Below are 25,748 nucleotides of genomic sequence, written 5' to 3' on the forward strand. Positions count from 1 at the left end.
CCTTCTTGGCGGTGGTGGCGGGACGGGAATCAGGTCAGGTCGGGGACGAGGCGGTCGGCCAGGGCGAGGGCATGGCCGATCGTCGTGCCCATGTCGTCGTAGAAGGTCGTTCCGCGGCCGGCGAGCAGCACGTCCGGCGCGGCAGCCAACTGCCGGTATTTCCCGGCGAGTTCTTCGTTGTGCGGGCTGCGCAGCACGAAGTCGATCTGGTTCGGTCCGGGGCCGGCGGCCTCGAACCCGACCAGCAGGGCGTCGGACGGGGAGTGCGCGCCGTTCCACGGCAGCAGGGCGGGAGCGTGCGAGCGGTAGTGAGGACTCGTCCCGTCCGGATAGGTGACCACCGGTACGGCCTGCACATCTCCGGCGTCGAGGACCTGCCAGTTCAGGTGGAGGCTGCGGCGTTGCAGGGGGCCGAGCTGGCGGTGGAAGTGGGCGTCGACCGGTGCGGTGACGACCATGAGCTGCCGGTAGCGGGGGCTGGGCGGCTGCCGGTAGTCGCGGCCGAGATGGACTTCGATGCGCGGGTGGTCGGCCAGCGGTTCGATCAGCGTGCCGTAGCCGCCGCACGGCAGTCCCTGCCACCGGGCCTCGGGATGGTAGCCGCTGCTGGGGCGGTAGGAGATGCCGAACCGCTCAGCGAAGACCTCCGGCGCGAGATCGGCCGGATCGGCTCCCCACTGCGCCGTGACATACCCGCGGACGAACATCTCGTACAGCTTCGGTCCGACCTGCGCGAGAGCGAGAGTGCGCACGCTGTCCGCCGGAGCGTCACGGTACGGCGCGGCATCCCGTTCGACGGCGTCCTGTGCCTGCTCGGGTGACATGCGGCGGCCGTAGGCGGCTTCGATGGCCTCCAGTCCGAGCGGCAGCGGTACGAGGCGGCCGGCCACGGCCGCGTGCACGGTGTGCGTGTAGGCGACCATCCGCACGCGGCCGGTGATCCACTCCCACACCCGCGGGTCGGAGGTGGCCATGACGTGGGTGCCGTACGGGTTGTACTCCACCCCGGTCTGAGGATCGCGCCTGGACCAGCACAAGCCGCCCAGATGGTGTTCGCGTTCGACGACCATCACGCTCGCCGGGCAGCGGGTGGCGAGTTGCTCGGCCAGCACCAGCCCGAACAGGCCCCCGCCCACGATCACCACATCGTGTGTCCGGGCCCGGGTCACAGGAACCACGCGTGCCGCTGCTCGAACTCCTCCTGCGGGGGCACCCCGACCTCACCGGCCGTCCATTGGTCCACGGTCATGGACTGCTTGATGTGGCGGCAGCCCAGCTCATAGCAGCGGGACAGACCCATGTTCGCGATCAGTCGGCGGGCGACCTGTTGATGCTGCTCGCCGCCCCAGATGTCCTCCAGGTTGCCGTGGTTGAGGTTCCCGATGAGGTACTGCTTGCTGCCCCACTGCGGGCCGCAGACGTAGACCTCCCCGTTGGCCAGCACCCAGCAGTTCACGCCGGTGGCCACCGTCCAGCAGTGGGAGTGGGTGCCGGTGACGCCCTTGTTGTCGTCACCGAGGATCAGGCCGATCTTGCCCGCCCACTCCGTCAGGCCCCGCTCAGCGGCGAACGCCTCCAGGTCCGCCCGGAACTCGGTGCGCTGGGCTTCGTCGAGGACGAAGCCGCCGCCGCGGTGCTCGTAGTCGTCGGCGAGCCGCAGGTGGATCGAGTCGAAGCCGGTCGCCTCGGCCCACGCGTAAATGCGCGACAGCCAGCGGTAGTTGGTGGAGTTGATGATGACCTTCGCGTTGACGGCCGGGGTGGACAGTCCCGCGGCCTGGCGGGCCGCGAGCACGGTCTTGACCGCCTTCTCCATCCGGCTCTGCCCGTGCTTGACCTGGGCGACGGCCTCGTAGGTGGTGTCGTCGTAGGCGAAGACCGCGACCGCGACGAAGACCATCTTGTCCAGGACTTCGGGGCGGGCCAGCACCTTCCCCATGGTCATGTTGGATGCCATCCCGGCCCGCGTCCTCTCGCGCGGTAGGGCGGCGATGAAGTCGGCGATCTGACCGCCGCGCCACAGCAGTGGCTCGCCGCCGCCGCAGTACTGGACGCCGCGCACGCCCATGTCCGCGATCGAGACGTGGAGGCGCTCCATCATTTCCAGCGGCATGCTGCCCTGTCCGTACGCGTGGTTGCGCTCGTCGGCGTTGCAGTGAGTGCAGGCCACGTTGCAGTCCATCGTGCCGTAGACCTCCAGAGTCCACGGCGCGGGCCGGATCTGGATCTCCCCGGGGACCGGCAAGGCCGCGGTGTCGGCGGCGGCGAAGAGCGCCTTGTGCGCGGACCAGTACGGGCGGGGCCGTGCGGTGGCGGTGATCAGGTCGGTCTCGGTGCTGGGACGAGCCATCAGATGCCTCCGGCAAGGGGGTCGGGGTCAGAAGAACTTGCCGTGCGGGGCGTCGAATCCGGTCAGGAATTCGAGCATGCGGTTCTGCTGGTGGTGCACGCAGAACGGGCAGGACTTCAACACCAGTTGCTCCAGGACCTGCCGACGCTGCTCGCCGCGCCAGACCTCGGCGAACGTGGAGTCGTTGATGTTGCCGATCACCCCGGCGATGCCGTCGCCGGCGTCGGTACGGGTGCGTTTCTGAGCGCACAGGAACACGTTGCCGTCGGCGCCGATGGCGGGCTTGAACTGCTGCCAGTGGCAGCGGCTGTACCCGCGGACCTGGTGGGTGTTGTTGTCGAAGATCCGGTCCACGATCTGCACGTCGAACCGCTCGTCGTCCAGGTCCAGCGCCCGGTTCAGCCCGGCCAGCATCCGCTCGTGCAACTCGGGGCCGACGGCGACTCCGGAGTACGATTTGTACTGGATGTAGTCGGCCCCGCAGTCCTTGACCAACTCGCCGCAGGCCACCAGGTCGTGCACGTTGTCGTCGTTGATGAAGAACCCGGTGCCCACCGTGCACGGCCCGTCCGCCGCCGCCAGCGCCCGCAGGTTCGCGATGATCCGGTGATGGTCCTTGTTGCCGTGCAGCTTCGCGTGCAGCTCGGGGTCGGCCGCGTCCAGGCTGAACCGTACGTACGTGGCCGCCTTCTTCAGCCGGGCGCCCAGCTCGGGGAAGACCCGCGAGCCGTTGGTGATCAGCCCCACCGATATGCCGTGACCGGACGCCAGCTCGATCGCGTCGACCGTCCTGGGGTGTGTCATCGGCTCGCCCCCACCGACGAACAGCAGGGAGGTCACCCCGAGTTGAGCCAGCTCCTCCACCAGCGACAGCAGCCGTTCGGGGGCCATCCGCTCGCTGCGCTCCTTGGAGTGCAGGCTGCTGTAGATACAGAACGTGCAGTGATGGTTGCAGGAGTTCGCCGGATCGATCTCGACGCTCGTCGGGAACGGGTCCTCCCCGGCCGCGTACGCCCGGATCACATCCCGCTGCTCCAGCAGCCGCAGCGGATCGAACAGGAACCGCAACCGGTGGCCGCGCTCGATCGCCGCGTACCGGTAACCGAGGGCCTCGGCCACGGTCCGGGCACCGGACGTCAGTTCGGCGACATCCTCGTTGACCACCTTCTGGCCTGCTATCAGGGGGAGTTCGCGTTGCATCGTGTGCCTCCTCTTGTCCTCGGACCGTGCTCTTGTGCCGCCCCCGGGCCCTGGGCGACCGGTTGACCAGGACGGCCGTACGTCAGGCCGCGACCTCTGTGACTTGCTGGTTGAGGAGGTCCGAGACGCCGTCGCCATCGAGCGTGACGCGGACGATGTGGTGGTCCGAGTCGTCTTCGGACACCTCAATCACGTCCACGCCGGTCACCGTGGGCAGCAGGTCGGTGGTGCCGTAGACGCGGTCGACGCGGGAGTCCGGGCCGTGCGTCGCACAGGCGTTGACCGTTCGGGACACCGCCCGTTTGTCTCCCTGCATCGCGGTCGCCCAGTAGCGGGCCAGATCCTCCAAACCCGCGGTGCGCATCGCCTCGTCCGGGCGGGTATCCATGACCCGGGTGCCGTTCGCTCCGACGTACGAGCGATGCAGCCTGTGGGGCCTGTCCTCTATCTCCTCAAGCACCGGCAGCGCCGGGTCGCCCTCGACGCCAGGCGCGGGTCGAAGGCCGCGAGGATCTCCTCCGGGCGGGGTGAATGGTCCTGGCCGTCGAGCGGAGCACGTCCGTTCTTCTGGATGTTCCAGGACGCGACGACGAGCACTTCGGGCGTCATGCGGACTCCTCGTTCCGGGGCAGTAGCGGTAAGCGCAGGTCAGGGGGAATGGGATGGCCAGCACGGCAGTCCAGGTGCGGAGCGCGCCGACACGTTCCTCGGGAAGGCGGGTTCATTTCGAGGCCAACGGGGTGGTGATGGCCCGTTCGACATCCCAGCCGCCGGTGTGAATCCGGCCGAAGAGGCGGCCGAACTTCACCCGGCACCGCGAATCGGCGGCCCACTGGCTCAAGGTCTTGTTCTCGCCGAACGCCGAGTAGTACTGCGTAGCGGACGTCCTGGGCGGCGGTCCGGGCCGGGCTGCATGACCAGAGCGCCGATCTGACGGTGCCGTGACGGTTACCGATCGTCCCTGCCCGCGGGCGAGGCCGTCGCGGGTGAGCCGCTTGAGTACGGCACGGACGACTTCGCCGCCCACCTTGTAGCCGATCGCGAGGTCGGCACTGTCCATGGTGGCGCCGGGCGGTATCTCGCCGGAGCGGATGGACTCGCGGAGCCGGCGATATATCCCGTCGGCTTGGCCTGCCTGTTTCGCGTCGAGGCCGCTGGCTTCGGTAACAAGGAGTTCGGTCGTATCGGTGTCGGTGAGCACGGGATTCCTGTGGTGGTGGGCCGAGATGAATGGGTCTGGTGCGGAAGTCGTTGTGCACCACGGCGGATTGGCCTTCGGAACGCCTTGACCGGGAGAAGTCCACGGGTCGGTACGGGCGCTGCTGGGAGGCGAGGCGCGACGACTCCGAGACGTTCCGCGCCCGTGGCGGACCGGGGCGGTCGGCGGGTCTCGCGCTCGGTGGGAGCACGCCGGTGCTCCCACGATCGTCCATCGCTTGCGTGGCATACGTTCCTCGTTCGTGTGCACCCCGATTCGTGGGGCGGGCTGTCGACTGAATGTCGGGGTGGCTGGATGTCCCGGTGGGGAGAGTTGCCTTGCCGTCCGGGGAGGTGGGGGCCGCTTGGCTCTCCACACCGGGACAGGTGTCCCTGCGCTGTAGCGCCGCATGAGACAGACGCGGGGACGGGTTCTCGTGTCCCCCGGCCGCCGTCCGGCCGGGGGACACGAGGTGGGCCCTGCCGCCAGAACAGAACGGCAGGGGTCGGGTCCGCGTGCGGCAGTGCACTACGACGGGGCTGTCGCGCGCGGGGGTCTCAGGCTGGGGGCGGGATCGGGGTGTGTCCAGGCGGCCTCGGCCGCGAGGCGTTCGGACCACTGGATGGACTCGGTGCCGAGGGCAGTATTGGCCAGGTGGATGCGCTGGAACTCCCCGGTGCCAGCGGGCGAGTAGGTGTGCTGGCAGTCCCGGAACACGCGTTGGACCAGGCTGCTGCCGTTCACGGCAGCGGCGCCGTGCAGTTCCATCGCGTCCTGTGCAGAGGCGACGGCGAACTGGTGGCCGGTGTGCTTGGCGCCGATCAACTCGCCGTCGCAAGAAGCCCGGTTGTCGAGGAGGTGGACCGCGCTGTAGGTCGCGGTCAGGGCGGTCTGGTAGCGGGCCTGCATGGCGCCGAGCCGGTCTCGTACGACGGGGTGGTCGGACAGGTGCCCGTCGTAGCGCGGGCGGGTGCTGAGGAAGTCGGCGGTGGTCCTCACGAGGGCTTCGTGGATCCCGAGACTGACTGCGGTCAGGTTCGGGCGGCCGTAGAGGATGCTGCTGCTCTGCGCCACGTACAGTCCCTGCCCGACCTCTCCGAGCACATTGGCGGCGGGTATCCGCACTTTGTCGAGGCGGAGGCAGCCGGCAGTGAAGCCGTGCAGACCCAGTCCGGCACTGTGCGGGGCGAGGGTCACGCCCTTGCGGTCGTACTCGACGAGGAACGCGGTCAGCGCGCGGGACGCAGTGACACCCGCCTCGGCCGTGCGGGCGACGACCACGTGGACTCGGCTGATGTGCGAGTTGCCGATGTGGGCCTTCATCCCGCTGATCACCCAGTCCTTGCCGCGGCGTTCGGCGGCGGTCTTGATACCTCCGATGTGGCCGCCGGCGAAGGGTTCGGTGACCGCGATCGACGGCAGCAGCGACCCGTCGGCCACCTGCGGAAGCCACTCCTCTTTCTGGCCGGCGGTGCCCCAGTTCTGGAGCGCGCCGACCGGGATCAGGCTGGCCTGGAGGATCGCCGCCGCCGCGGCGGAGACGACCGCGGTGCGGTGGATCAGCACAGTCTTGGCGACATGCCCGGCCTCCATCCCCCCGTACCGGGTGGGGATGGTGACCCCGAACCAGCCCTGTTTCGCCAAGAGTTGGGGAATGCGGCGCTCCACCTGGTTCGGGGAGGCTTCCATGTGCTTGACATCGGGCGCGATGTGCTCGGCGGCGAAGTCCTCCGCCACCGCCCACAACACGTTGTGGGCGGTGGTGAGGTAGGGGGTGAGTGCGATCGGCGGTGTGGCGGACATGGTCGTCTCCCTCTCCCTGTACGGGGTCGCAAGGCGGGTGCGGCTGGGCCCCCGGAGGTGGGGCTGCGGACGAGGCTCAGTGCGCGGGGGCGCCGGTGGTGAGGGTGTGCAGGACGTCGGCGCCGGTGGCCTTGACGATGTCGAGGATGCGGCGGGCGTCCGAGCGCGGGCGGGCCTCGGGGTCGACGCCGCACACGGTGCCCAGCACAACGCCGCTCTCCTCGTGGATCAGCGGTGCGCCGAAGTACGACCGGACGCCGATGGCGTCGACGACGTAGTTCCCGGAAAACCGCGGGGAGGCGTGGACATCGGCCAGGGGCAGGGCCCGCCTGCGCTTGACCACGGCGGGGCACCAGCCGTGCTCGCGGTCCATGGTCCGGTCCAGAATGATGTGACCGCTGTCGGACGGCGGGTTGTACAGGCCGACGAACATCTGCCGGTCGCGGAAGATGTTGACGAACCCGTACAACAGGCCGGTGTTCTCGGCGAGTTGCAGGGCGAACTGGTCCATCACATCGTCTGCTCCAGTGGGGATGCCCAGCCGCTGGATCAACTCCTCACGGGCCTGCTCCTCGGCGATCTCCTGGGCCTGGACCGCGCTCAGTGTCTCCTGTCCCGCGCGGATCACGCCGGGCCCTGCAACGAGCAACTCCCGCTGTTCGGACCGGGGCTGGAGTAAGCCGGGTGTCCGGCGGACCATCGCGGGCGGCGGGGGCATCTGGGGGTGCTGTGTCATCAGGCGTCCAAGAGGGTGGCGGTGGATGGGGTCTGGGACAGGGCGTGGTCGACGAGGCGGATCAGCACGCGGGCGACCGACGCGGCCTGGCGGGCGTCGCAGGTCACGACCGGCAACTGGGGGGTGAGGCCGAGGGCTTCGCGGATCTCGGCGACGGGGTAGCGGTGGGCGCCGTCGAACTCGTTGACGGCGACGACGAACGGCAACCGGGTGCGCTCGCAGAAGGTGACCGCGTCGAAGCTGGAGTCCAGGCGGCGGGTGTCGGCCAGGACCACCGCGCCCACCGCGCCGCGGGCCAGGTCGTCCCACAGGTCCATGAACCGGTCCTGGCCCGGGGTGCCGAACAGCATCAGCTCCATCGGCACCGGGACGTCGAAGGTGATGCGGCCGAAGTCGAAGGCCACGGTCGTAGTGATCTTGGCCTCCACCCCGGCCAGGCTGTCGGTGGGGGCGCTGGCCTGGGTTAGGTACTCCTCGGTGGCAATCGGGGTGATCTCGCTGACCGCGCCCACGGCGGTGGTCTTGCCGACACCGAAGCCTCCCGCGATGAGGATCTTCAGCACGGCCGGGCCTCCCGCCGGGCGGAGCACGGCGTCAGGGTGGGGCGGGTCAGCTGGCCCGGGTGTCGGCATCGGTCCACTTGCGTGCGAGAGCGGCACGGCAAGCCTCCAAGAGCTGGGCGGTCGGGCGGTTCCCGTTCGGGGAATCGGTGGACGTGTAGGGGGTGGTGACGGGCAGCACCAGGACGCGGGCGTCGACGAGATCCGAGATCAGCACGCGGGCCGCGCTCAGCGGGAGGCGGACGGTGCCCGCCAGCTCGGCGACCGACCGGCGCCGTGTCCGGCACAGCTGTGTGATCTGCCGGTACTCCCCCTCCGAGAGCCCCGGGCCGCCTCTGCCGGTGCCGGCCTCCAGCACGGTCTCCGGACGGAGCAGGTGCCGGGCACGGGTACGGCCCCTGGTGACGTAGTAGGGCCGTACGAACGAGGCGCTGCCTGGGGTGGACGGTGGTGTGTCCTGGTCGGGCCCGGTCATCAGGCGCTGCGGACGGCCGCGACCATGTACGGGGCGAAGCGATCCACCAGGAGGCCCATCTCGTAGCCGACCGTGCCCGCGCTGGCCTCGGGTTCGGTAATCACGGCGAGCACCGTGGCGACCACGCCGTCCTTGTTGCCCGGCTGGTTGGGGAAGGCGGCACTGGTTCCGGCGATCGAGACGAAGAGCATGCCGTCGACGCGTTCGACCACCGTCTGCTTCATCGCCGCAGCGCCACCGCGGGGGCCGGGGACGTTCTCGGCCAGCGACGCCAGCGCGCCCAGCGTTGCGGCCCACTTGTCGGCCCAGTCCCTGTGGATGCCGCTGTCGACCATCCGCAGCCCGTCACGCGAGATCAGCAGCGCGTGTGTCACGCCGGGGACACGCTCGACGAACTCTTCCAGCATCCCGGCCATCTGCCTGCTCGGGTCGTCCGATCCGTGCGCGGCGGCCGTCATGGTGTCGCCGCCGTCCGGTCGGGATGTCTCGTGGGTCATCGGGGATCGCTCCAGGGGATACGGGCCCGCCGCCGTGACCGGGGCGGGCCATGGGTGGGGGGACTAGGGGTGTGAGGCCGGGGGCACGGCCCCGGTCGTGCCGTCCTGGGTGCGGCCGGCGTCGAAGCTGCTGCGGAAGTCCCCGGCCAGGCCGTAACGGGGAGCCACCACTGCAGGCTGCGGCCGGGACGGCTCGGGCGATGACGGCTGCTCGGCGACCACACGCCGGGGCAACCGCGGCGCAGCCGCCCCCTCCCCGGCGCCCGGTGCTGCAGGTGCCGTCCGACGCGACGCGAGTGTGGGTCGTGCCGGTGCGCCGCCTGCTTGCGGTCCGGGCGGCGAACTCGACCCGGTGGCCGGTGCCGGAGCATGGACAGCCGCGCGGGGCGGAACAGCCACTGACACCAGCAGCTGTGCCGGGACGACCACCAGGGCGGTGGTCCCGCCGGTCGGATTCTCCGACAGCGTCACCGAGATGCCGTGGCGGCGGGCGATCAACGCCGCCGTACGCAGGCCGAGTTGTCCGGCGCGGACCACGTCGCTCATGTCGACCCGGCCGGGATCGGCCAGCAGACGGTTCCACCGCTCCCGGTCCCCGGGCCGCATCGGGATGGCAACACGGTCCTCGACCTCGACCGCCAACCCACGCGCTACCCGGTGGGCCCGCATCTGGACCTTGCTGGCGGGATCGGAGAACTGCGTCGCGTTCTCGACGAGTTCGGCCAGCAGGTGCGTCAGGTCCGGTCCCACATGGCGGGGAAGGCCCAGCTCTGCGCCGACCGTGCCGGCCGCGACGCTGACCCGGGCGAAGTGCAGGACCTCCTGCACCGCACCCCTCAGGACCTCCGTCACGCTCACCGGCTGCCGCGCACTGCGCAGGGACTCCCCGGCCAGGATCGCCTTGCTCTCGATCCAGCGCCGCAACCGCGTCACCAAGTGGTCGAGCGCGAAGATCCCGTCCAACTGGTCGGGATCCTCCGTCAGAGCCTGCAGACGGTCCAGCTTCTCCAACGCCCGGTCAACCAGGGCGTGTTCACGCCTGGAGAACTGGTGCAGCGTCGATAGCAGCAGCATCGCCTGCGAGTCGTCGTGCACACGGATCAGCGCGGACACCGCCTGCACCTGCACCTCACCCAGCAGCGCCACCGCCTCGTCCGCCGAGCCCGCCGCCTCGTACGGCGGAAGGCTCTCCGGCACCATCGGCCGGCCGCCCCGGCATAATTCCTCCGCCGCCCACACCACGGCCTTCTCCACCGCCGTCGCCGCCTCGGTGACCCGCTGCACCTGCGCGTCCTGCATCCGCTCCACCGCCGTCGCCGCCGTCCTGGCCCGGACGGCCCCGACCCCGGAGGCCACCACCACGCCGCACGCGACCACGGCAAGAAGCGGTCCCGTCGGCACCTGGATGGTTCGCCAGGCGATGACGACACCGCCCAGCACGGCCAAGACGATGAGCAGTGGGGCCGCGACCGCCGCCCGAATCTGCTCAAGCAGGTAGGCGCTTAACGGCGGGCGAGGCCGCCTACGCCGACGGTGCGTGACCGGGCGAGTGGGTGACACGCGGTCAGACATGAAAGTCCTCATGGGTCGGGGTGGTCTGGGCAGAGGCAAGGCTCACGGCACCCCGGCGGCCGGCCGGGAGGCCGATGTTCGGCGGGGGTTAGACGGGCAGCGCGCGGGGCTTGATCAGGGCCTGGACGATCTTTCCCGCGTCCGTGGGCGCGTAGGAGATCTCCGCTCCGAACTGGCGGGCGGTCCACAGGCCACGGGGTCGCTCACCCTCGGCCGGTTCCCAGCTGACGACCTTGTCGAAGTCCGGGAACTCGACGCGGCCGTCGTGCACCTGAAAGACGAGTTCGCCGGTCTGGAGCAGCGCCCACTGCATGGTGATCACGGCGTACTCGGGCACGCAGGTGTGCGCGAAGGCGTTGGCCATCAGCACACGCCCGATCGTGGCCAGATCTTCGATGTCCACGAAGCCGTGCTCCGGGGCCAGGTACGCGTAGAGGTACAGGCAGGTGTAGCGGTAGGCGTTGCCGACGACGTGGCGGTCCGCCCGGAACTCCACTTTCTGGATCCAACTGGTCTCTGCACACCCGAGATCGGGGATCACAGCGACACCATCGTGTTCCATGTCGTCGTTCCTTCTCACAAGTGGGAGGGAGCACCAGGTCGTCATGCCGTCAGAGCTGACGCCCCAGGCGTCGGAGATGGCGCGGACAAGGAAGAGGCCGCGGCCGTTCTCGTCGTCGGGAGCCGCCTTGCGCAGTACGGGGAGTTGGTGAGAGCCGTCCCGCACTTCGATCAGAAGGTGCGTGTCGGTGAGATACACACGAAGCCCGACATCACCGAGCCCATGTTCAAGGGCGTTCGTGACCAGCTCGGTGACGAGTACATCGGCAGAATCGATCAGCCCCGCCCAGCCCCAATACCGCAACCCTGCCCGGACGATGACCCGCGCGCGACCCGGCACAGCTCGGTCTGCATCGGCGATAACGCCAGCCGCGGAGCCCTCGTCCCGCTCGAAGGACATATTGAATCCGCGGTACTCGCGGAGAGGAGGGAGGACTCTGGGGCGCGTTCGGGCGATGGTCACAGTCGGTGTCATGCCGTTTTCTCCATACGTCCTCACTTGGCGATCAGCGTCCAGGAGTCAGTAGCCGGGGACTGCCCTGCCCGGTGTGCTGGTGGGGACCCCTACGGTTTCAATCAGGGCAGTTGCCGTCACGGGCACACGTGACCAACTTTTTTGGACACGCACCGGCGCGCCAACCAGGAGTAATCGCCTTTTGTGGACGACCAGTTGGGCTGCATATCCCCGATCTCCCGGTTCACGCCCACCCGATCGATCGATGACGCAGCTACCTTGAGTCCACGACACCGCAAAGGGAGCACGCCCATGAACGCCCCCTCGAAACCCGGTTCCAAGGCAGATCGGGATGCTCTCCGCCACGACATGGCTATCGCCGGATGCGCGCTCGCCGATATCGCGATCGAGATGCGCACCCGCTTCAAGATGCGTCCCAGAGAAGCGTGGCGGCATGCCCATGGCTGGACTCTTCAAGAGGCAGCCGACCGCATCACCCAAGGAAGTGCCAGACGCCTCGGCGAGTCCGTCGCCGCCGACGCATCCCTCGTTGGCAAGTGGGAGAAATGGCCGGGCCCTTCCTCACGTCGCCCGAGCCTCTCAGTCCTGTTTGCCATGGCGGAGGCCTTCTCATGCCGCGTGGAGGACCTGCTGGACCTGGAAGACCGGCGCGTGCTCCCCGAGGCAGACCTGCATCTGCTCACCCATCGCCTGTCAACCACCGACCCGTCGGACACGCCGGCCACGGCATCGTCCATCGTTGCCCCGCCCGAACCGACCGGGTCTAATCTCGTGCGTCTTGCCGCCGACGAGTCCGCGACGTGGGCGCAATGGGCGGAGGCCTCAAACGTCGGCGATATCGCCCTTGAGCAACTCATGGCCGATACTCGGTCGCTCGCCTCGGACTACCTCACTTCAGATCCCGTCGCGCTCTTCGTCCGCACCCGAGCACTACGTGACCGCGTCTTCGCTCTCCTCGAAGGCCACCAGTACCCCCGCCAGTCGACCGACCTGTACGTCGCGGCCGGTTACCTGTGCGGGCTCCTGGCATGGATGTCCTCCGACTTGGGACAGTTGCGCGACGCAGAAACCCAGGGTCGGACAGCGTGGCTGTGCGCCGAGCTGGCACGGCACAACAACTTGCGCGCCTGGGTGCTTTCAACTCGCTCCAAGGTGGCATTTTGGGATGGACGCCTCCGGGAGGCGATCAACTTCGCCCGGCGCGGTGCCACCTACCGCACGACGGGCACGGTGGCAGTGCTCCTCGCCTGCCAAGAGGCGGACGCCTGGTCGGAACTGGGTGCCCAAGACGAGGCCTTGGCGGCGCTCGCCCATGCCGAAGACGCGCGCGCCGCTATGAGTAGCGAAGACGAGATCGGGGGCATCTTCGCCTGTCAGCCCGCACGGCAGGAGAACTACGCTGCGGCCGTCCAACTGCGTGTTGGTCGTCATGCCGATGCCTTGAGATCCGCAGACAACGCTCTCGTCCTCCTGGCCGTACAACCGGTCAGGGCCTACGGCACCGAGGCACAGATCCACATCAGCCAGGCCGCAGCCCATCTCGCCAACGGGGAAGCAGAGGGCGCTCTCGAAGCCCTCGCGCCTGTCCTCGCCCTTCCGCCGGACCACCGCTTGGAACCAGTGACCCGCCGCCTCAGCGAACTGTCCACAAGCATCGGTCGATCTCGCGCCAGCGGCACCGCGACCATCGGCCTACGACAAGCCGTCGAAGAGTTCTGCGTGCACTCCGCTCCGCGACATCTTGCGCTCTCGCCAGGAGAGGGCTCTCCCTGATTTGATCCCGAGCTATGACGACTCAACCCGAGACCATGCGGAACCACTGGTGGTGGCGGCCCGGCTGGAGCGTGGGCCGCCGTTTCTACACCTGGCACCTCACGTTCGAACGCCAGGACGATGTGCACCGACTCGCTGCCGAGTACCGTTCCGCGCTCGCACCCCTCGGAGAGATACTCACCCCAATCCCCGACCAATGGCTGCACCTGACCATGCAAGGCATCGGCTTCGTGGGCGAGACCAAGGAGCAGGACGTCCACAGCATCGTGGATGCAGCCCAAACACGGCTAGCCGCTATCTCAGCCTTCGACGTCCAGATCGGACCGGAGGTGTTGGACCCCGAAGCGGTGCTCCTGCATGTCCACCCCGACGGCCCTGTTCGGACCGTTAGAGACGCCATTCGGGAGACTATCGGAGAGGTTCTCGGCGAGGTCCCAGAGAAGGCCTCAGGTTTCACTCCGCACGTCTCCGTGGCCTACAGCGCGGGAGACGGTCCCGCCCAGCCCATCAGGGAGGCCCTCTCCGATCTCAGCCTCCCGCCAGCGCATGCTCGCATCTCCACTGCGGAACTCATCGTCATCCACCGGGACAACCAGATGTACGAGTGGGAGACCTTCGCGAAAGTGCCGCTCGGCTGACGGTCTTCTGCCAAGCGGGGTCTTGCCGCCCGAGCCGTGGGCCGCAAGACCCTGCACCCCACATTGCGGCAGATGTGGCCGCAGCTCAGTCGCACCGGCCAGGACCCGGAGGCGCCAAGCTAGACCCAGCACCGCATCGCCTGTGAGCGAGGACGACGGGGCCTCGTCCGTGGGGCCGGACGGCGGTCGGCTAAGGCCACCGTATGACGTCGGATGTGGAACCGGCACTCGTGCTGGCCCCAAGCACCATCAGACGAGGGCTTCCGCGATAGCCCGCAGTAGAGTCCCCCAACATGCACCCGGTCAAGCGTTCCAGCCAGCGACTAGACCTTCGCGAGCTCTCGGTCGAGGACGTGGACGCTGTGTTCGCGATCTACGGGAGTATCGAGGCCACCACGCACCTGTCGTTCGAGCCGCGCTCCCATGCTGAGGTCGGCATCATCGTGGCCAGGTCCATGGCCTCGGCCGCTGTGACGCCGCGCACGGAGTACGCACTCGCCGTCATCGAGCGGGACTCCACCGAACTGATCGGGTTCGGCCGCGTCGCCACGGATCCACACCAGCAGCGCGGAGCCACATTCGGCTTCGCGCTGCGCCCGGACACATGGGGCGTCGGCTACGGCCTCGAAACCGTACGCCTCCTGCTCGCCGTCGGCTTCGAGGACCTCGACTTGCATCGCATTTGGGGCGCTCGCTCCCCGATCAACGAAGCCTCAGCGAAGACCATGACAGCAGCGGGCATGATCGAGGAAGGCACGATCCGCGAGCACATCTACAAAGGTGGGCAGTGGCGTGATTCAGTAGTACACGCGATAGTCGATCACGAATGGCGTGATCTCCAAACCGGCTGAAGGTGACCCCTTCGCGAGGTTGGACAGCGGTCGGCAAAATAGGCCAACCGGACGTCGTGGCCGCCTCCGTCCTCGCGAGAACGCCTTAGGGAAAGCGACCACGATGGACCAGTGGGTGCTCCAGGAGCACGTCTGTGTGAAGGTCTTGGACGAGGCCGGATTCAGCGGGATCAGCGTGGACATGCTGCCGTCGACCGTCCGGGGGCCGCGCACCGCGGACACCCTGCTGGTGACCGCAACACGCCGACCTTGATCGCTCACGACTCCGGGATGGGGACGGCGGCACAGCCCGCCTGACTAGGCTGTAGGCGTGATCGAGTCACGCAGGCTGCCCGGAGACCCCTCCGAACTACGCCTGCGTATCTCCTACGACGACGCACTCCTCGACACCCCGCAGGGCGACACGCTGGAGCGGTGGGACGTGACCGTCCTCCACCGCCGCCGCACACACGACACCGCTCGCTGCCGGGCAAGCTCCGGTGGATGCGTCACCCCGGACTGCTCCGCAAATGTCGTGGGGGATGTCGCCGTCGGGTCGATGACCTTCTTCCGGGTGCGCCTCGATCAGAGAATGAACGCGTTCTGGGCCATGGAGCAGGAGACGGAGGAGCTGTACCAGACCGCCCGCGTCATCCTGGACCAGCAGACAGGCAACTTCACCGACGAGGTCAGTGAGCTGCTGGACTACGTCGGCTCCGACCTGCTCGTCATGGATAGGGTGACCCTGGACAAGCAGTGGCGTGGCCACGGCTTGGGCGCCGTACTCGCCATGGAGGCTGTCCTCCGGCTCATGGCCGGCTGCCGGGCGATCGCGTGCTCGCCCGGTGTCACCGACGTCACCGGCAACCGCCTCCGGGACCAGGCCGAGTGGGACCGAGTGAATGCCCAAATCCGCCGAGGGTGGGAGCGCATCGGCTTCCGCCTCTACCGCGACAACGTCTTTCTCCTCTCACCCACTTCGCAGGTACTGGAGGAGCAACGTGGAGTACTGCGCTCGCAGTTCGCTGAACTCGGCGCCGCGTGGACAGCCTCAGACCGATAGTTGCAGTCGGGTAGCTGTGGCCTCGAACCGACTCTGGCCAGCTCCACAGGTGAAACCGCAGATCGCCGCCGCGTGACGATTCGTAGTTGGTGACACCTCGACCGGCAGTTGGCCACCGGGGCCACGAAAACGCCGCTCGGTGTCGGCGGCGCTCGAAAAGTGGCCCTGGCAAGATTTTCGTGAAGCGGGCTGTGCCACCGTGCGCCGGTGACGCTCCGTCACGGAAAGCGGCAATGTCGGCGAGCGCCCTGGCAGCGGTCCGCCTCAGTGATCCTCGACGATGAAGCAGGCCCGCTCGTAGAGTTCGTCGAACGTGATTACCTCGACGTCCTGGATGGACGTCCGGTACAGCTCGAAGGAGTTGATCTTCTCCGGGTTCACGCCGCCGTTATCGGTGAACTCGCGCAGGCTCCCGATCACCACGACCTGCCGGGGCCGGGTGGTGGACAGTTCGACGCCGGTCGGGGTGCCGTCGTCCTCGTACATGCGGGTGAGGAACTCGCGGGAGATGAGCTGCTGGGCCTTGCTGACGGTCTTCTGCACTTGTGCCACGCCACCGCCCAGTTCTTTCGATGCCTGGAAAACGCCCGCACGGTATGGGGTCTTGGCGAGCAGCTCCGTGTCGTGGGTCTTGATTTCACAGAAGAGCATGCTGCTGATCAGCCCCTTGGAACGCATGATGGCGTCGATGCGTTTTCCGGATCCGCCGAAGATGTTGGCGCCGGCGGTGATGCGTTCCAGTTTGCCGTCGTCGATGGATTCGCAGGCGATGAGGTTGAGCCCGTAGCCGAAGATCCACTGGTTCGTCTCGAAGAATGCCTGCCAGACGGCCTCCGCCCCGCGCGTCGTTGCCAGGCTCTCTTCCTGCTGGAAGTAGTCCACGTCGGTCAGCAGCCGTTCGAACCTCTGGAGTTGTTCCTTGCGGTTGCTGATCAGCCGGATGTCCTCCTCTGTGAGCCCGCCGCCGATGGCTGTCCTGACCGCGCCGAGCACCGTGGTCCGGTCCTGGTCGGTCAGCAGCTGGGCCAGTTGGGCCTCGTCGCCAGCCACGAGCTGGAGGGAGTCGCCGGGTGTGCTCAGGCCGGTGCAGCCCTGGAGGAAGTTGATGACTTTCCAGAAGTTCTCGTGGACGTCCCCGGTGTCGACGAGTGCCTTGACGGCCCGCGTGGTCCCGGTCTCAGGCATGTTCTGCATGACGGAGACTTCCCCAGCCTTCTTCTTGTCCTTCTTCCAGAGCTTGATCCTCGGCGTGAAGGTGTCGCCCTTCTTGATGATGGTGACGCTGCACAAGGTCGCTACCTGCGGCCGGTCGTCGAGGACGAACTCGGTGATCATCCGGCGTCCGCGGGTGTCATAGAGGTAGTGGAACCCGCTGCTGTCCTGGGAGCCGCGGATCTCCAGGTCGGTGAAGTCCCTGCGGGTGACATCGAACTCGGTGGTGGAGAAGGCGAGTCGGAGGCCGCGAAGGATGGGGGTGGCGGATGCTGCGGCTTGGGTCCGCCAGTCCGGTGGGATGGTGGGCAGCGGCCGGGTCTCGCCTTCGACCACAAGGTCCTGGACGTCGATGCGCCCGAGCTGGGTGAGCACGGACTGCAACGTCCGCCAGATCACCTCTTTCACCTCTGGGGTGCAGGTGGGCAGAAGTTCGCGCTCTACCGTCAGGACCGCCTCGTAGGTGGCATCCGTCCAATTGTCACCAGGCGTGGGATGGAAGAAGCCGCCGTCACGGCGGAGGGTCAGGACCGCGGTGCGGAGCAGGTTGCGTGCGGTCTCCTCGCCGGCGCAGTCCAGGAGACTGAATACCTGGCCGAGGACCAGATCGAGTTTGCCCGTGTCCTCGTCCTCCAGCGGCAACGGGATCAACGGGCCACTAGGCGGAACTCGTACCGGCTCATACAGGGGGCGGCCCGAGAGGAACCCGCCCGAACGCAGACCCCATCCGTCCGGCGCCAGAAGCAAGTTCAGCTCCTCAACGTGCTTCATGGCCTCCTCGACGTCAGCCGCCACCTCGGGATGGACTACCCGTGCCAGAAAGGTGAGCAGTACCTCGTCCGGGCCGTCTGCGAGCCTCAAACGGGAGTCGTCGAAGATCCAGTCGTCGAGCAGGTCTTGGTGGTTCAACCGGTGCTGCTGGATATCGGCGCGAACTGTAGGAAGCCGGCTGTTGCCAACTGGAGGTCGGTCCAGGTCGTAGAGGCCCTCCAGGAACGTGACCTCGTCCATTTCGCCCCACCAGGGGCGCGACATCCCACTCAGATACTTGAAGATGTCGCGTCGTGTCACCGCCGTGATTGTCGGCGGCTCGTTCGCTCTGGCGGGATCGGTGGAAGTCATGTGTCCAGGATGGACGGTTAGGCAGTAGAACGCCGGGGAGTTGGGACTTTCATCTCGTCAACACGCTGCCACCCACACTCGCTCCACCCGCACCGCCTCCAGGTGTGCAGGCGCAATCCGTACGAGGTCGTCACCTTCGCCGACACTGCCGCTACCAGTGACGGAGTGTTACCGGCTCTCGGGAACTCATCCCGGCTTCACGGAAATCTTGCCAGGGCCACTTTTGAGGCGTCGTCGACAGCTCGGATCAGTGAATGGACCAGTCACCTGGCCGCCCCACTCCTTAGATACGAGGGAGGGGTTCGAACTGGTCGTACTCCTGCTGGCCAGGTTGCCAGATGTCCTCGATCTGCGCCCCAGCGATGTCGGCCTCGAAGTCGATCTGCGACCCGACGTTCGCCATGTGCCGATGGCTGGCCACGAAGGCATAGATCAGTGACGACGGCGATGACGGGGTCCGAGACGTCGAGGAGAGCAACGACGATCGCCGGCCGCCCCAGCCTCTTCACCCGGGCGCTGTCGAGATGCTCCCAAGCACTCGTCGCGTACTGCGCCTCACCGCCCCAGTTGCTGAGCTGGTGCGAAAAACCGTAGGGGCGGTCGTGGAGCGGCTGGGCATTGCCGACAAGGCACACCTTGCCGACGCGGTACGGCAGCGTCCTATCGTCCACTGTGAACACGCTGGATTCGCGTAGCGCGGCGTGCTCGGCTCGGGTGATCACTTCGTTGGCGAGGGCCTTGTCCTGGCGATCCTCAACGAGGGACTGGGTCAGTACCCTCAGCCCCGACGCCTGCACGTCCTCAACCTCGTAGTCCAGCAATCGGGTCGCGTGGAATGAGCGCAACCAACGGTCGGCGAGCAGGTCTCGAAGTTCGATGTCGCGCCCGGTGAGGTCGACCTCGTAGGGGAGGTCTCCGCCGTCGGTCACGTGGCCGGGCACGGTCTCGGCCAGGGCTTGTATGTAGGCCTTCACATCCGCTGGCCAGTCCGCAGGGCGATCTATCTCGACGATCTCGCGAATGCTCATGCCGTCATGAATAGCGCACGGAGACAGTCCCGTCCCGTCGCAACTGTCCCGGAGGCCCGCTGGCCATCAATCGATCGACGTCACAGGTGGGTGCGACCTCCAGCAGTAGGTGGCCAGCCAAGTTGGCGGCGCTATGCGGTGTAGATGGCGGGCAGCCGGCTGATACTCAACGCAACGCCGTTAGCCGGAGCCGTCACCGTCAGCGGCGTCCTCATTTCGACTGGTGGGCTCCCACAAACGCTCTCCGTGTTCGAGGAGGCGTTCCATGTCGGCGGTGCTCTTACCGCTGATCTCGACGGTGCGGTCGCCAACCTCGACTCGGATGCGGGCATCCTTGTGCCTGCCGACGATGGCGTTGATTGCGGTGCGGAGAGTCAACCAGACGCCAGCGCCACTGCTGCCGAGCACCACAATGAAGAGTTGGTCGGGGTCGAGGCTGAATTCTGAGCCAAAGCTGGCTTCGGCTCCCTGCTCTTCGAACTGTGCGAGGAGGGCACGGGCAAGGCCGGGTGTGGCACGCACCGCAACTTGCCCGGTGGACGCCCAGTTGGGGTCGATGCGTAGGCGTAGAACGCCGGGTTCGGCGGGTGGAGGTTCGGGCATCGAGTCGTGACCACGAGTCATGGGCGGAGAATAGGGCTGGATTCGCTCGGCGTCTGTGCCTCGCGCAGAAGTTCCTCGCCCCCGCGTTCGCTCAAGGACTCGGCCCTTGTAAGCCTCATGTGCCTCATCGCCCGCCAGCAGCCCGAGCTGCACCTCCGGACTCTCAACCCTCGATCGCGAAACTACGGAGGCGAGCAATGCTGCCAGGACGTCGCGCCGCCCTTTGCAGTGCGTGCCACCCCTGATTGAGGAGGATGGGGGTCGAAATATGAGTGCTGTTAACCCGCTGTCTGCATGCGGTCCGTGGCCAGCGGGGCTAGCGCCGAGGAGGCTGTTCCCATCTCCTCGAACGGGAGATCCGTTTCACATTGACCCGACTTCCATTGCGCATGTAGAGCGCAGCCCGGGAGTCTGATGTGGCCCGAGAACGCAACGCGAGCGCAAGGGTCCTTCCCCGTTCCACTCCTTCTGGGGGCTTTGCCATGCCTGTTCAGCAACGCATTTTCGTCGTCGGGGTGATCGCCGCGATCGTCGTCGGGCTCATCCTGGCTGGTTGTTCGCCTCACATCGCCCTGACCATGACGTCAGGAATCGTGCTCATCGCAAGCCAGGTGTGGACGCCGGAGAGCCGGGATGTGCGCCGGGGGCAGCTCCGTAAGAACAAGGGCGCCGGCGACCAGTCGGACCATTCTGGATAACAGCAAGAAGCGGGACCCACAGCGGGTGACATCAAAAATCATCGCGATTGATCATGCAGACACATGCTTGGCGACTCCCCAACACACCGCGAAACGACTCCCGCTCAGATCAAGACCTCCACAACCACCCCGCCGCACCACGGCGGCGGGGCTCTCGTTTCATCAGGTGCGGTTCAAAGTGATGCACTGACACGGCTCGCGGTTCGTCAGCGTCTACACCCGTGCTCGGGATTGCCGATCGTGTCGCTGACGGGCCGCGCCCTGGACGAAGGACGCCGCCCAGCCAGCCCCCAGCCCGACGCCGAGGGCCGTCGCTCCCCGGTTCTCCGCAGAGCCGGAAATCGTCAGGAAGATCGTGATCCCGACGATGCTGTACGTGATCAAGGTGACCGCGACCGGTGGTATGCCTTACCACCATGGCGTGCCTTGTTAGACGTCCACCATTCCTCCCTCGCCGACCGTGCGTGATGCGCGACACAGTAGTCACGCGTCTCATACGTACCGTCGCCACCCCAGCCGTGGCAGGCGATCACTCAGCCTTCACGGTGTCCTCGGCGACGTGGGGCATGAGGCGTCCGCGGGCCACGCCGCCGGGTCGGAGGTGCTGTCAGGTCGGACAGACGGGGCACGGAGACCGAGGTGAGCCGGGACCGCCCGCACGCTCAGCGTCCGGGCCGAACTGATCCGTCATGGGCGCCTACGGCGCCGCTCACGCGATGACGTCGTTGACGCTGCAGGAATCCGGGGTACTTGAGCACACCGACCTGGGACATTGCGGCAGTTGAGCACACCCCGACAGCTCTGCGGCACCGGCACTTGAGCAACGGCTCAGGCTGACGGTGGCCGGGGCTGGGTGCTGGCGGCCGGGACTCTCCGTTGCGAGGCCACGAATGGTGTCGACGCTCGCAGCGACTACGGTCGAGGACCGACGTTCGCGGTGGGTGGAAGCTCGCGGTCCCGCCAGGCTCGCTCCCACTGCCGGGTGATCGCGGGGTAGACGATCAGGTAGCGGAACGGTGCGATGAGAGCCATGTACACCCGTCCGAACCGGCCGTTGGGCTTGACCAGGATCGCCATCCGCAGTTCGCATTCGCCGCCTCCGGTCGGCACCCACCCCAGGTGCATGACGGCGTGGCAGGTCCTGTTCGCCAGTTCGCGGACGGACTCGTTGTGGAGCAGGTACACGGGGGTGAACGGGGCGCCGCTGGTGTCGGAGACGTCGACGGTCTCACGGAGATCGCCTGGCAAGCGGTCATACAGTGGTTGAACCCGCTTCCCGAGGCTCGTCTTGGGCTTGTCCCAACCGAGGAGAGCACCTAACTTCCAGCGCACCGCGAACAGGAACCGGACTGCGCGGGGCTGCTTGGCGAATCCGTCGGCTGTCTGCATCGCGGCGAGTATGACGGGAAAGTCGTCCGGGCCGGCACCCGGGGTGCGGAAGGACCACACATCCTCGGTCCGAAAGTCGCCGGTGAACTCGTGGATCCGCCACGGCTGGTCGGAATGGGCCGCGCGGGGAATTTTCATGGCCGCTGCCAACCTCTCCTGGGCCGGACGTCGTCCGCCACTCCCGTTACACGCGTGCGTATACGACGAAGCTATCCCACTGCTGGATCTGCTCGTCGTATAGGTCGTTCAGATCAGGCTGTTGCACGGCTTAGCGTTGCTTTTTCGGCGAGAACCACAAACGCTGCCTCAGCGAGGAGTTCCGCCGCCGCACCGAAGCGGCGGCGGCACCACCCCGAGCGGCCACACTGCCGCACCGCCGGGTCGCCGCCCAGGACGAGGCCGCCGGACTGTGCGACGAACTCGCCTGGCTCGAACCCGACCTCGCCGGCGACTACCAAACCCGCGCCGACCAGTCCCGGTCGGCCGCCGCAGACCGCGAGTTCGCCGGTCTGCTCGCCCCGCAGCAGCACCCGACGGACTCTGTGTGACGCAGACCACACACCGGAGTGTGTGATTCATTGCCGGTCGGCCCGCCGCCCGGCGCCGTGAAGGGAAGCACTCAACCACAGGAGCCCCCATGCAACGCATCCAGGCCGAGACCACCGGCCTCTCCTTCCACTTCCACCAGCCCTTCGGGGACTGCACCAGGGGCACGCAGGTGGAGAAAACCTGGGCCGACCCCTCCACGCGCAGGCTGCTGCGCGGGCATGCACGGGTCGTCGTGACCGGTGACGATCTGCACCTGCTCCCCCAAAACCAACCCATTTACATGGACCGCCTGCCCGCGATGACGACGGCCGGTCAGAACCTCTTCGAACTGCTTCACTGCCGCGAGTGGGCCGCGGCGGGCGTCAAAGTCATCGCGGAGCACCTCGTGCTGCCACGCAGCCAGCGTTGGGACGAGGCCATCGAGACCGCACTGATCGGCACATGGAGCAATCCCCTGTGGGACACCGGCCGGCTCGCCCCGACCGCCCTGGGCGTCCTGAAGGCGGAGGTCCGCACGCTGCACCGGCAGCTGGTACCCCTGTTTCGGCGCCGCACCCGGCACGGGCGGGTGCTGTCCCTGGACGCGGAACTATGCGACGGACTGTCGCTCCACGACCTGGTTGCGGCCGACGTCGACCTGCTGCACCGGGCGGAAGGCGGGGTGTTCGCGGACGAGAAGCTCAACCGCGTCTTTATGGGCCTTAAGGCCGACGAGCAGCAAGTGGTGCTCGCGTACGCCTACGGAGAGGGGACCACTTGGACGGAGGCCGCCGCGGCTGCCGACGCCGCGGACCCAGTGGCCGTCGGTGAACGGGTCCGGCGCAAGACCAAGCGGCTGGCCGCCGAGCAGGCCCGCCGCACCGCTCTGCGGCGCGGCTGATCACACATCACGGCGGCCCGGCAGCGCCCTGCCCCGGCCGCACGGCCCGCCTCGGGGCCCGGTTGCCCGCACCCGGCTGCGCGTTACGCCGTCACACATGGGCGGGTTGCCTCTCTCCGGCGCCCCCGTCCCGGCACAGGCCAGGCGAAATGCGCAGCTCAGAGCGAAGGTCAAGATCTCCCCGACCACCCGCTGGACACAGGACGACGTGGGCGCGTACGTCGCCGAACACGGCGTACTCACCAAACCAATGCTGATGGACGGCTACGCCTCCGTCGATAGTTCGCCTTGCACCCGCCGGGTGCTGTAGCGCGGAGGACTCGCGCGCAGGCCGGATGCCACCCCCGCTTATGACTTGCCGCGCTAACCGGCCGCGAGTGCATACTCCCGGCCCTGCTGGAACCCTCGCCCTGCGACGCAAGAGGTGCAAGCCGTCCACGCTCCCGGTCCGCATGCGAGACACGCATGCCCGAACCCGAAGGGAACCCTCTCCCCATGTCCACGCTCGCTCTGCTCGTCGTCCTGCTGCTCGTCCTGGTCGGCGGCATCATCTTCGGCGGCCTCGCCTATGTGGCGCACCGCCATCCGTCCTGCCGCGAGCCGCTGATCATCGGTCTGACCGGCGTGGCGGTACTGGCCGCCCTCGTGACGCCGATCGTCACCCGATGAGCCGGGGGCGGGCAGCGGCCCGGGCCGTTGTCCGGTACCGGACCGAACCCACCATCACGTACGGCCTTCCTCGTGCCCAGCGACGTCACCGCTGCGGCTGGCGCGGGCATCGCGTACGGACGCCTCTAGGGTGAACATGAGGTCGACGACGCCACGGTGGACGGACTGCGGGCCGGGCGCGGCGTGAGAGCCTGGGTTCCGGGCTCCCGAGTTCCGTCTTTGCTGGTCAGCGCGCTATCTGCTCAAGTAGACCGTCGACTGCTCGTCTACTGCTGAGATACGGGCTCGATTGCTGAAGTAGATCGGCCCCCTACAGACACTCCCCCCTGCCAGCCTTCTACATGGAGGTCAAGAAGCTGGCCGGTAGGTGGCGGCCGGACCGATCGCGCCCGGTCCGAACCGCTCCCGGATCCGGTCGGCCGCCCCCTCGGCAACGAGCCGCGCCTGCCGGGCAGCGTCGAGACTGAGCTGTTCGGCGACCTGATCGCCGTCGACCAGGTCCTCGCCGCGCAACGCGAGACCGGTCAGCCGACCACGCTGGAGACCTGCGGCATCCATGAGCTGGTAGGTGAGCTGGCGCAGGTCGTCCTCGTGCCCAGACGGCTCGGCCAAGCGTCGAGTCCTCTCCCACGCCGGCCCTCCGGCAAAAGTCAGCATGAGCGTGAGAGCACGCGCAGCCTGCCCTCGGCGGCGCAGCTCGACACCAAGCTGCACGACGAGGCCCAGCAGGGCCGAGCGCGCCACGGCACCGTCGAGGACATCGCAGGGGAACCGGTGCCGGACGCTGACGGAGGCTGGCAGGCGGCGCGGGATGACGGTCCGGGGGTCCATACCGCGGGCCCGGTCGACGGCCGTACGGCCTGCTCGCCCCAGCAGGCGCTGCACGGTCTCCGCCGGAAGCGCGGCGAGCAGACCGACGCGGTCGACGCCGTAGTGCCGAAGGGCGGCGGCCTGGCGGGGTTCTCTGAACTAGCGCATCGTCGAGCCCTTCGGCCCAAACCTGCAGCACACCCCAAGGTCTGTCCTGTCCGTTGTCTATGCGAGATCAAGCCAGGTACATCAGTGCTCAGATCTGACCCGATAGTCCACAAAAGGACAATTCAGCCCACGAGATATTTCTGTCCGCATTGCTGCGCCGCGTTGCCCGCCGCGAAGGAGGAGGGTAGCTTGCTCGTACTGTATAGAAGGGGGAATTCCAGTGGCGGTAACAAGGCGCGATTTGGCACGCGTCGGCGTGGGAGCAGTATCCGTGCTTGCGTTTTCAATTTGCATGCAAGCAGTACCTGCATATGCGGCAAGCGACTCGGTTTCATTCACACGGCAGGAGCAACAGAATGCCGCATACTGCGGCCCAGCTGCCGTTCGTGCCGCACTTTCTGTAACTGACAGCACTCCGCCGAGTCAGGCAACACTTGCTGGCGAGTTGGGGACAAGCAGCACCGGCACTTCGTACGCCACCATTGCCAGCGTCCTAAACAAAAGGCAGAGTAGAAATGACTACTTGGCGAGCACGGTGACCAGTGGGGCAACCATCATGGCAAATGCCAAGCTCAGCATCACTAAGCACTCGTCTGTCGCTATCCTCTCAGTGAACACCTCAGAGCTTCCCTGGTCAGGTGGAGGAAACGGCCACTACCTCGTGATTTACGGCTACAACGACTCCACCGGGAATCTCTCGGTGTGGGATCCAGCTGATGGTAACCACTCTCTGTCCGCAAGCCAGGCATACAAAGCGTCCAAGGCTCTCAATAGCAAGATGATTTGGTGAGCCGGGACCGTCCCACCTGAGAGAGCCCAGTCAGCTGATGCTGAGCACGTCTCATCCGGGCCACAGAGGTGAGGCGCCGTCGCAGCCAGCGATATCCGG

The 25,748-nt window shown here is 67.4% G+C and carries 28 protein-coding genes and 1 pseudogene; 10 read left to right on the forward strand and 19 right to left on the reverse strand.

What is annotated here, in order from left to right:
* Positions 1-29: 29 nt before the first annotated feature.
* The 13 genes from R6V09_RS00420 to R6V09_RS00480 all read right to left on the reverse strand — a co-directional run bounded on the left by R6V09_RS00420 (position 30) and on the right by R6V09_RS00480 (position 11,427).
* Positions 30-1,178 (reverse strand): UDP-galactopyranose mutase, encoded by a 1,149-nt coding sequence (locus R6V09_RS00420; RefSeq protein WP_317879271.1) that lies wholly within the window; start codon positions 1,176-1,178, stop codon positions 30-32.
* Complete coding sequence (locus R6V09_RS00425) at positions 1,166-2,350, reverse strand: radical SAM protein (protein ID WP_317879272.1); 1,185 nt, start codon at positions 2,348-2,350, stop codon at positions 1,166-1,168. Before R6V09_RS00425 ends, R6V09_RS00420 begins: the two co-directional genes overlap by 13 nt.
* Positions 2,351-2,377: 27 nt before the next feature.
* Positions 2,378-3,550, reverse strand: a complete 1,173-nt coding sequence (locus tag R6V09_RS00430) for a radical SAM protein (RefSeq protein ID WP_317879273.1) — start codon at positions 3,548-3,550, stop codon at positions 2,378-2,380.
* Between the two features lie 82 nt (positions 3,551-3,632).
* Positions 3,633-3,938, reverse strand: coding sequence for a hypothetical protein (locus R6V09_RS00435; protein ID WP_317879274.1), 306 nt, complete (start codon positions 3,936-3,938; stop codon positions 3,633-3,635).
* Between the two features lie 56 nt (positions 3,939-3,994).
* Positions 3,995-4,159 (reverse strand): hypothetical protein, encoded by a 165-nt coding sequence (locus R6V09_RS00440; RefSeq protein ID WP_317879275.1) that lies wholly within the window; start codon positions 4,157-4,159, stop codon positions 3,995-3,997.
* Positions 4,160-4,271: 112 nt separating this feature from the next.
* On the reverse strand, positions 4,272-4,751 hold the full coding sequence (locus tag R6V09_RS00445; protein WP_317879276.1) for a GntR family transcriptional regulator: 480 nt from the start codon (positions 4,749-4,751) through the stop codon (positions 4,272-4,274).
* A gap of 525 nt (positions 4,752-5,276) precedes the next feature.
* On the reverse strand, positions 5,277-6,551 hold the full coding sequence (locus tag R6V09_RS00450) for an acyl-CoA dehydrogenase family protein (RefSeq protein WP_317879277.1): 1,275 nt from the start codon (positions 6,549-6,551) through the stop codon (positions 5,277-5,279).
* A gap of 76 nt (positions 6,552-6,627) precedes the next feature.
* Positions 6,628-7,287 carry a GAF domain-containing protein gene (locus tag R6V09_RS00455; protein ID WP_317879278.1) on the reverse strand — a complete coding sequence of 220 codons (660 nt, stop codon included), beginning with the start codon at positions 7,285-7,287 and terminating at the stop codon, positions 6,628-6,630.
* The gene (locus R6V09_RS00460) at positions 7,287-7,919 is read right to left on the reverse strand and encodes a GTP-binding protein (RefSeq protein WP_442809943.1); all 633 of its coding nucleotides are present in this window, start codon (positions 7,917-7,919) and stop codon (positions 7,287-7,289) included. The genes R6V09_RS00455 and R6V09_RS00460 overlap by 1 nt, the downstream gene beginning before the upstream one ends.
* On the reverse strand, positions 7,897-8,322 hold the full coding sequence (locus tag R6V09_RS00465; RefSeq protein WP_317879280.1) for a DUF742 domain-containing protein: 426 nt from the start codon (positions 8,320-8,322) through the stop codon (positions 7,897-7,899). Before R6V09_RS00465 ends, R6V09_RS00460 begins: the two co-directional genes overlap by 23 nt.
* Positions 8,322-8,819, reverse strand: coding sequence for a roadblock/LC7 domain-containing protein (locus R6V09_RS00470; RefSeq protein WP_317879281.1), 498 nt, complete (start codon positions 8,817-8,819; stop codon positions 8,322-8,324). Before R6V09_RS00470 ends, R6V09_RS00465 begins: the two co-directional genes overlap by 1 nt.
* A 63-nt stretch (positions 8,820-8,882) precedes the next feature.
* Positions 8,883-10,259, reverse strand: a complete 1,377-nt coding sequence (locus R6V09_RS00475) for a sensor histidine kinase (protein ID WP_317879282.1) — start codon at positions 10,257-10,259, stop codon at positions 8,883-8,885.
* Positions 10,260-10,479: 220 nt separating this feature from the next.
* Positions 10,480-11,427 (reverse strand): ATP-binding protein, encoded by a 948-nt coding sequence (locus tag R6V09_RS00480; protein ID WP_317879283.1) that lies wholly within the window; start codon positions 11,425-11,427, stop codon positions 10,480-10,482.
* 291 nt (positions 11,428-11,718) lie between these two features.
* Between R6V09_RS00480 and R6V09_RS00485 the strand changes: the two genes are divergently transcribed.
* The 5 genes from R6V09_RS00485 (at position 11,719) to R6V09_RS00505 (ending at position 15,731) form a co-directional block, all read left to right on the forward strand.
* Positions 11,719-13,200 carry a helix-turn-helix transcriptional regulator gene (locus tag R6V09_RS00485; protein WP_317879284.1) on the forward strand — a complete coding sequence of 494 codons (1,482 nt, stop codon included), beginning with the start codon at positions 11,719-11,721 and terminating at the stop codon, positions 13,198-13,200.
* Positions 13,201-13,214: 14 nt separating this feature from the next.
* On the forward strand, positions 13,215-13,838 hold the full coding sequence (locus R6V09_RS00490) for a 2'-5' RNA ligase family protein (RefSeq protein WP_317879285.1): 624 nt from the start codon (positions 13,215-13,217) through the stop codon (positions 13,836-13,838).
* Between the two features lie 293 nt (positions 13,839-14,131).
* The gene (locus R6V09_RS00495; protein WP_317879286.1) at positions 14,132-14,689 is read left to right on the forward strand and encodes a GNAT family N-acetyltransferase; all 558 of its coding nucleotides are present in this window, start codon (positions 14,132-14,134) and stop codon (positions 14,687-14,689) included.
* Between the two features lie 103 nt (positions 14,690-14,792).
* On the forward strand, positions 14,793-14,942 hold the full coding sequence (locus R6V09_RS00500) for a hypothetical protein (RefSeq protein ID WP_317879287.1): 150 nt from the start codon (positions 14,793-14,795) through the stop codon (positions 14,940-14,942).
* A gap of 57 nt (positions 14,943-14,999) precedes the next feature.
* The gene (locus R6V09_RS00505) at positions 15,000-15,731 is read left to right on the forward strand and encodes a hypothetical protein (protein WP_317879288.1); all 732 of its coding nucleotides are present in this window, start codon (positions 15,000-15,002) and stop codon (positions 15,729-15,731) included.
* Between the two features lie 264 nt (positions 15,732-15,995).
* Here R6V09_RS00505 and R6V09_RS00510 read toward each other — a convergent pair whose 3' ends face one another.
* The 3 genes from R6V09_RS00510 to R6V09_RS00520 all read right to left on the reverse strand — a co-directional run bounded on the left by R6V09_RS00510 (position 15,996) and on the right by R6V09_RS00520 (position 19,717).
* A complete protein-coding gene (locus R6V09_RS00510) occupies positions 15,996-18,014 on the reverse strand; it encodes a Shedu anti-phage system protein SduA domain-containing protein (RefSeq protein WP_317879289.1) in 2,019 nt (672 codons plus the stop codon).
* Between the two features lie 314 nt (positions 18,015-18,328).
* Positions 18,329-19,093: a hypothetical protein gene (locus R6V09_RS00515; RefSeq protein WP_317879290.1), complete on the reverse strand. Its 765-nt coding sequence runs from the start codon at positions 19,091-19,093 to the stop codon at positions 18,329-18,331.
* Positions 19,094-19,273: 180 nt separating this feature from the next.
* Entirely contained in the window at positions 19,274-19,717 is a 444-nt protein-coding gene (locus tag R6V09_RS00520; RefSeq protein ID WP_317879291.1) for a hypothetical protein, read from the reverse strand.
* 461 nt (positions 19,718-20,178) lie between these two features.
* Between R6V09_RS00520 and R6V09_RS00525 the strand changes: the two genes are divergently transcribed.
* Positions 20,179-20,394, forward strand: coding sequence for a hypothetical protein (locus R6V09_RS00525; protein ID WP_317879292.1), 216 nt, complete (start codon positions 20,179-20,181; stop codon positions 20,392-20,394).
* 912 nt (positions 20,395-21,306) lie between these two features.
* Here the strand turns inward: R6V09_RS00525 and R6V09_RS00530 are convergent.
* Together R6V09_RS00530 and R6V09_RS00535 are read right to left on the reverse strand one after the other, a co-directional pair.
* Positions 21,307-21,921 (reverse strand): DUF2867 domain-containing protein, encoded by a 615-nt coding sequence (locus tag R6V09_RS00530; protein ID WP_317879293.1) that lies wholly within the window; start codon positions 21,919-21,921, stop codon positions 21,307-21,309.
* A gap of 113 nt (positions 21,922-22,034) precedes the next feature.
* Positions 22,035-22,313: a hypothetical protein gene (locus R6V09_RS00535; RefSeq protein ID WP_317879294.1), complete on the reverse strand. Its 279-nt coding sequence runs from the start codon at positions 22,311-22,313 to the stop codon at positions 22,035-22,037.
* Positions 22,314-22,420: 107 nt separating this feature from the next.
* Between R6V09_RS00535 and R6V09_RS00540 the strand changes: the two genes are divergently transcribed.
* The 3 genes and pseudogenes from R6V09_RS00540 to R6V09_RS00550 all read left to right on the forward strand — a co-directional run bounded on the left by R6V09_RS00540 (position 22,421) and on the right by R6V09_RS00550 (position 23,881).
* Positions 22,421-23,212, forward strand: a complete 792-nt coding sequence (locus tag R6V09_RS00540) for a hypothetical protein (RefSeq protein ID WP_317879295.1) — start codon at positions 22,421-22,423, stop codon at positions 23,210-23,212.
* 160 nt (positions 23,213-23,372) lie between these two features.
* A pseudogene (locus R6V09_RS00545) lies at positions 23,373-23,547 on the forward strand (phosphoadenosine phosphosulfate reductase domain-containing protein); the annotation flags it as partial.
* 160 nt (positions 23,548-23,707) lie between these two features.
* The gene (locus R6V09_RS00550; RefSeq protein WP_317879296.1) at positions 23,708-23,881 is read left to right on the forward strand and encodes a hypothetical protein; all 174 of its coding nucleotides are present in this window, start codon (positions 23,708-23,710) and stop codon (positions 23,879-23,881) included.
* Between the two features lie 348 nt (positions 23,882-24,229).
* Here R6V09_RS00550 and R6V09_RS00555 read toward each other — a convergent pair whose 3' ends face one another.
* Entirely contained in the window at positions 24,230-24,712 is a 483-nt protein-coding gene (locus tag R6V09_RS00555; protein ID WP_317879320.1) for a DinB/UmuC family translesion DNA polymerase, read from the reverse strand.
* A gap of 439 nt (positions 24,713-25,151) precedes the next feature.
* Here R6V09_RS00555 and R6V09_RS54505 point away from each other — a divergent pair, with 439 nt between their 5' ends.
* On the forward strand, positions 25,152-25,649 hold the full coding sequence (locus R6V09_RS54505; protein WP_442809944.1) for a C39 family peptidase: 498 nt from the start codon (positions 25,152-25,154) through the stop codon (positions 25,647-25,649).
* The last annotated feature ends 99 nt before the right edge of the window (positions 25,650-25,748 follow it).

The organism is Streptomyces sp. W16, from assembly GCF_033194735.1.
Lineage (GTDB): Bacteria > Actinomycetota > Actinomycetes > Streptomycetales > Streptomycetaceae > Streptomyces.